Source organism: Nocardiopsis halotolerans DSM 44410 (assembly GCF_000341065.1).
Taxonomy (GTDB): Bacteria; Actinomycetota; Actinomycetes; order Streptosporangiales; family Streptosporangiaceae; genus Nocardiopsis; species Nocardiopsis halotolerans.
This window is the reverse complement of sequence record NZ_ANAX01000304.1, coordinates 1-5,281: the sequence shown is the minus strand read 5'-3', so window position 1 is coordinate 5,281 and position 5,281 is coordinate 1. Positions and strand designations below refer to the sequence as shown.

Below are 5,281 nucleotides of genomic sequence, written 5' to 3'. Positions count from 1 at the left end.
CTCCGCGGCCCCGGCCCCCGCCGCGGGCAGCACCGGGCGGAAGAAGCGGTCCTCACGCAGGGGCGGGAACACGGTCGCCGCGGGCGGGGACGCGCTGGTCTCACCCATGCAGGGGACCGTGGTCACGCTGGTGGCCCAGGAGGGCGCCCGGGTCGCCGAGGGCGACACGGTGGTCGTGATCGAGGCCATGAAGATGGAGCAGCCGCTGACCGCGCACAGGGCCGGGACGGTGACCGGGTTGAAGGTCACCCCGGGCGAGACCGTGGGCAACGGCGCGGTGGTCTGCGAGATCAAGGACGCCTGACCAGGATGCCCTGGTGCCCATGGCGCCGCACGGACACCAGGGTTCCGTCAGGCCGGAAGCTCCTCGGCGGACTTCCAGAAGGCGGGGTTGTCCCGGTACCACTGGACCGTCGCCGACAGCCCCTTGTCCAGGGACCACCGCGGCCGGTAACCGAGCTCCGAACGGATCCTGTCGTCGTTGATCGCGTACCGCAGGTCGTGCCCCTTCCGGTCCTCCACGAAGGTGACCATGTCCCAGCCCATCCCGCACAGGTCGAGGATCCTGCCGGTCATCTCCAGATTGCTCAGGGCGCTCCCGCCCCCGATGTTGTAGACGCGGCCCGCGGCCCCTTCCGTGAGGACCAGGTGGATGGCACGGCAGTGATCATCCACGTGGAGCCATTCGCGCACGTTGCGGCCGTCGCCGTAGACGGGGACGGAACGCCCCGTGAGAAGGCGGGTGATGAAGCGCGGTAGGAGCTTCTCCACGTGCTGGTGCGGACCGTAGTTGTTGCTGCACCGGGTGACCCGTACGTCGAGGCCGTGGGTCTGGTGGTAGGAACGGGCGATGAGGTCCCCGCCCGCCTTCGACGCCGCATAGGGCGAGTTGGGCAGCAGCGGTTCGTCCTCCGTCCAGGTCCCCTCCTCGATCGACCCGTAGACCTCGTCAGTGGAGACCTGGACCACGGGCCCCACCTCCGCGTGCAGGCAGACCTCCAGCAGATTCTGCACTCCGAGGACGTTGGAGGCGCTGAACACGGCCGCGTCCGGTCCCAGGGAACGGTCCACGTGCGACTCCGCGGCGAAGTTCACCACCATGTCGTGTCCCGGCACCAAGCGCCCCAGCAGCTCGGAATCGCGCAGGTCCCCGTGGACGAAGGTGAGCTTCTGGTCGTCCATGGGCAGGTTGCGTGTGTCCCCCGCGTAGGTGAGCTTGTCCAGGACGGTCACCTCGGCGTCCTCGAAACCGCGATAGCCGCCCGCCAGCATGGTGCGTGTGTAGTGGGACCCGATGAACCCGGCCCCGCCGCAGACCAGAACCCTCATGAGGACACCTCCACGATGGTGTCGTCTCCGACCGTGAGTCGTCCGACCGTCCCCCGGCCCACGGTGATGCGGGCCCGGCGCCCGACGACGGAAGCGTGGATCCTGCCGATGCCGCTGACGGAGGCGCCCTCCAGGAGGATCGTGTCGCTCACCGAGGTGTTGCTGACCCGGCTGCCCGGACCGACCGTCACGTCGGGTCCGACGTCGCTGTCCTCCACGACGCTGCCGCTGGCGATCGCCACAGGCCCGTGGAGCCGCGAGCCCCGCACCCGGGCGCCGGGCTCGACGAGCACCCGGCCGGAGACCTCGGTGTCCGCGCCGACGTCGCCCGCCACTCCGGTGGCCGCCCTCCCCAGGAGGACACGGTTGCAGTCGAGGAGGTCCCTCACGGTACCGGTGTCCGCCCAGTAGTCCGTGTAGTCGCTGGCGACGACCCGGAGCCCGTCGTCGACCATGCGGGCGATGGCGTCGGTGATCTCCAGCTCTCCCCGGCCGCTGGGGGAGAGGTCCTCGGTGGCGCGGTGGATCGCCGGGGTGAAGAAGTAGGCGCCCGTCACCGCGAGATCGCTGACCGGATCCCGGGGCTTCTCCACCAGGGAGAGCACCGCCCCCTCCGCGTCGGTCAGGGCGACCCCGAAGTTCCTCGGGTCCTCGACCTTCTTGGTCACGATCAGGGCGTCGGGACGCTCCCGTCGGAAGCGTTCGGCCTCGGACACCAGACCGCCCGCGAAGACGTTGTCGCCGAGCAGCATGACGAAGTCGTCGTCACCGAGGAACTCGGCCGCCGTGATCACGCAGTGGGCCAGGCCCAGGGGTGCCTCCTGCCGGATGAAGCGGAGGTCGACGCCGAGGGAGCGGCCGGAACCGAGCAGCTCGGCGATCTCGTCGCCATGCGCGCCTACGACGACCCCGACGTCAGTGACCCCGATCTCACGGACCGCCTCGAGGCAGTGGACGATGACCGGTTTGTTGGCGACGGGGACCAACTGCTTGGCCATGGTGTGGGTGAGCGGCCGCAGACGGGTGCCCGAGCCGCCGGAGAGTACTAGTGCTTTCAACGCTGACATCCTTCTGATGGCGTGAGAGCCCGTGCTGTCCTGGGCCCTCACGACTGTCCGCCGCGTCGATCGAACCGTGGTCGAAAGTCACTGGTCCGCCGCGACGGGAAGCCACGAGCGCACCAGGGCCGCCTCCTACAGCGGTCTTCGAGGGGGGTTCTAAGCCCATCGGTGAAGCTGACCCCGTCCGCAGACAGGTTGGACCCGGCGGTAGGGGGCACGAACATGGCGCTGGACCCAGCGCTTCGCGCGTGGATCGACGAACACAGGAGTGCGCACCGCTTCTCCGTACGGAAGACACCGCTCAAGGAACTGGACGGCTGGTCCTTCAACTCACCCGACGGCGACCTCGTCCACCGGAGTGGCGGTTTCTTCTCCATACACGGAGTCGAGGTATCCCTCGACGACGGCCGGGAACCCTGGACGCAGCCCATCATCCGGCAGGCCGAGATCGGGATCCTGGGGATCCTGGCCACCGAGTTCGACGGCGCCCCGCACGTCCTTCTCCAGGCCAAACCGGAGCCCGGCAACATCGGGCCTCTCCAGCTCTCCCCGACGGTCCAGGCGACGAGGAGCAACTACACCCGCCTCCACCGCGGAGCTGCCGTCCCCTACCTCGAGTACTTTCTGGACCCCGGACGCGCCGAGGTGGTGACCGACACGCTCCAGTCCGAACAGGGCTCGTGGTTCTGGGGCAAGCGCAACCGGAACAGCGTCGTCGTCACCCGGGACGAGGTACCCGTGCGGGAGGGGTTCCGCTGGTTCTCGCTCCCCGAGCTGGACGCGGCCCTACGAGTGGACAACCTGGTCAACATGGACACCCGGTCGGCTCTGTCAGGGCTGGCGGACGCGCCCTGGGACTCGGACGCCTCGGCCCTGCACCCGACCACCCACATCCTGGCCAGACTCACCGCGGCCAAGGCCTCGCGCCGCCTCTCCCGACGCCGCATCCCCCTGCGGGAGGTGCGGGACTGGCACATCGGGAACGACCGCATCCACCGTGAGGACGGCCGCTTCTTCAGCATCATCGGAGTGGACGTCGAAGCCGGGAAGCGCGAGGTGTCCCGCTGGTCGCAACCGTTGCTCGCGCCTTCCTCACAGGGCGTGGTCGCCTTCGTCCTGCGCCGATTCACCGGGGAACCACACGTCCTCATGCACCTGCGGACCGACGCCGGGACCTTCGACGTCACCGAGCTGGCCCCGACCGTCATGTGCTCACCCGACAACTACCCGGAGCCCGTACCGGACGGACGCCTACGCCACCTCGACGAGGTGCTCGGGGCCCCACCGGAACGCCGGCTGGTCGACGTCGTCCACTCCGAGGAGGGCGGCCGGTTCCACCACGCGCGCAACCGCTACACGGTCGTCGAGGTCGAGGACGGATACGCGGACCAGCCCGGTGACGACCACGTGTGGGTCTCGCTCCGCCAGCTCGCCGGTCTGGCCCGGTACGGCAACGTCGTCGACGTCGGCGCCCGCTGTCTGCTGACCTGTCTCACCCTGTCCGGGCACCACCCCGTCACGTGGAGGAGCCGGTGAGATTCGAGGAGACGGACCTTCCCGGGGTCCTCGTGATCCGACAGCGGGTCCACACCGACCAGCGCGGGGACTTCCACGAGTCCTTCCGGGCCGACCTGGTCTCCGAAGCGACCAGGACCCCCTTCACCGTCGCCCAGATCAACTACTCGACGTCCCGCCGCAACACGATCCGGGGGATCCACGGCGTGGTCTCTCCCCCGGGGCAGGCCAAGTACGTCAGTTGCGCCAACGGCGCCCTGCTGGACGTCGTGGTGGACCTGCGTACCGGTTCGCCGACCTTCGGCCGCCACACGGTGAACGTGCTGGAGGCCGCCGAGGGGACGGCCGTGTTCGTTCCCGAGGGGTTCGGCCACGGGTTCCGGGCGCTCACCGACGACGCTCGCATCTGCTACGTGCTCTCCAGCGCCCACGTACCGGGAACGCAGTTCGAGATCCACCCGCTCGACCCCGAGCTGGACCTGCCGTGGGGGCACGAGTCACCGCCCGTGCTCTCGGGGAAGGACGCGGGAGCCCAGAGCCTCCAGGAGGCACTGCGATCGGGTGTGCTCACACCATGGTCGCCCTCCCCCACGGGGGAGACACAGTCCGACGCCACCGCGAAAACGAGGGGCCACCGTTGATCAACGTATTCCAACCCAGTCTGGGCAAGGCCGAACTCGACGCGGTCGCCGACGTCTTCGCCACGAACTGGCTCGGCCACGGGCCGCGGACCAGCTCCTTCGAGCGGGAGTTCGCCGAGCACATCGGTGCCGAACCCGAACAGGTCATGTACCTGAACTCCTGCACGAGCGGGCTCTTCCTCGCGATGGAGCTGCTCGGCGTCGGGCCGGGGGACGAGGTGGTACTGCCCTCGATCAGTTTCGTGGCGGCCGGGAACGCGATCGCCGCGTCCGGAGCCACCCCCGTGTTCTGCGACGTGGACCCGAGGACGCTCAACCCAAGTGCCGAACAGGTGGCGTCCCGGTGCACCGAACGGACGAAGGCCGTCATCGTCCTGCACTACGGCGGCTACCCCGGTGACATCGTCCGGATCGCCGAACACTGCCGGGAGCGTGGTGTTCCGCTGGTGGAGGACGCGGCCTGCGCCGTGTCATCCGGAGTGGAGGGTAAGGCCTGCGGAACCTTCGGCGACATCGCCACGTGGAGCTTCGACGCGATGAAGGTCCTGGTCACCGGGGACGGCGGGATGCTCTACGTCCGGAACACCGGGCTGATGGAACAGGCTCGTCGGCTCGCCTATCACGGCTTGGAGCGGGCCAGCGGTTTCAGCGGGGCCAAGGTGTCGCACCGCTGGTGGGAACTGAACGTCACCGACCACGCCCGCAGGCTGATCGGCAACGACCTCACCGCCGCGA

The 5,281-nt window shown here is 69.2% G+C and carries 6 protein-coding genes; 4 read left to right on the top strand and 2 right to left on the bottom strand.

The annotated features are described in order from the left end of the window. The coding region (locus D455_RS0122250; RefSeq protein ID WP_026122879.1) for a biotin/lipoyl-containing protein at positions 1 to 304 on the top strand (304 nt) is incomplete at its 5' end. A 47-nt stretch (positions 305 to 351) separates the two neighbouring features. Here the strand turns inward: D455_RS0122250 and rfbB are convergent. Both rfbB and D455_RS0122240 read right to left on the bottom strand, forming a co-directional pair. Next, on the bottom strand, positions 352 to 1,329 hold the full coding sequence (gene rfbB / locus D455_RS0122245) for a dTDP-glucose 4,6-dehydratase (protein WP_017572894.1): 978 nt from the start codon (positions 1,327 to 1,329) through the stop codon (positions 352 to 354). Then, the gene (locus tag D455_RS0122240; RefSeq protein ID WP_241480320.1) at positions 1,326 to 2,396 is read right to left on the bottom strand and encodes a glucose-1-phosphate thymidylyltransferase; all 1,071 of its coding nucleotides are present in this window, start codon (positions 2,394 to 2,396) and stop codon (positions 1,326 to 1,328) included. The genes rfbB and D455_RS0122240 overlap by 4 nt, the downstream gene beginning before the upstream one ends. A gap of 216 nt (positions 2,397 to 2,612) precedes the next feature. On the opposite strand from D455_RS0122240, the gene D455_RS0122235 reads away from it, so the two are divergent. From D455_RS0122235 to D455_RS0122225, 3 genes are all read left to right on the top strand, one after another. Further along, complete coding sequence (locus D455_RS0122235) at positions 2,613 to 3,926, top strand: NDP-hexose 2,3-dehydratase family protein (RefSeq protein ID WP_017572892.1); 1,314 nt, start codon at positions 2,613 to 2,615, stop codon at positions 3,924 to 3,926. After that, positions 3,923 to 4,546, top strand: a complete 624-nt coding sequence (locus tag D455_RS0122230; protein ID WP_017572891.1) for a dTDP-4-dehydrorhamnose 3,5-epimerase family protein — start codon at positions 3,923 to 3,925, stop codon at positions 4,544 to 4,546. Before D455_RS0122235 ends, D455_RS0122230 begins: the two co-directional genes overlap by 4 nt. Then, a partial coding sequence (locus tag D455_RS0122225) for an aminotransferase class I/II-fold pyridoxal phosphate-dependent enzyme (protein WP_017572890.1) occupies positions 4,543 to 5,281 on the top strand: 739 nt, incomplete at its 3' end. The genes D455_RS0122230 and D455_RS0122225, both read left to right, overlap by 4 nt.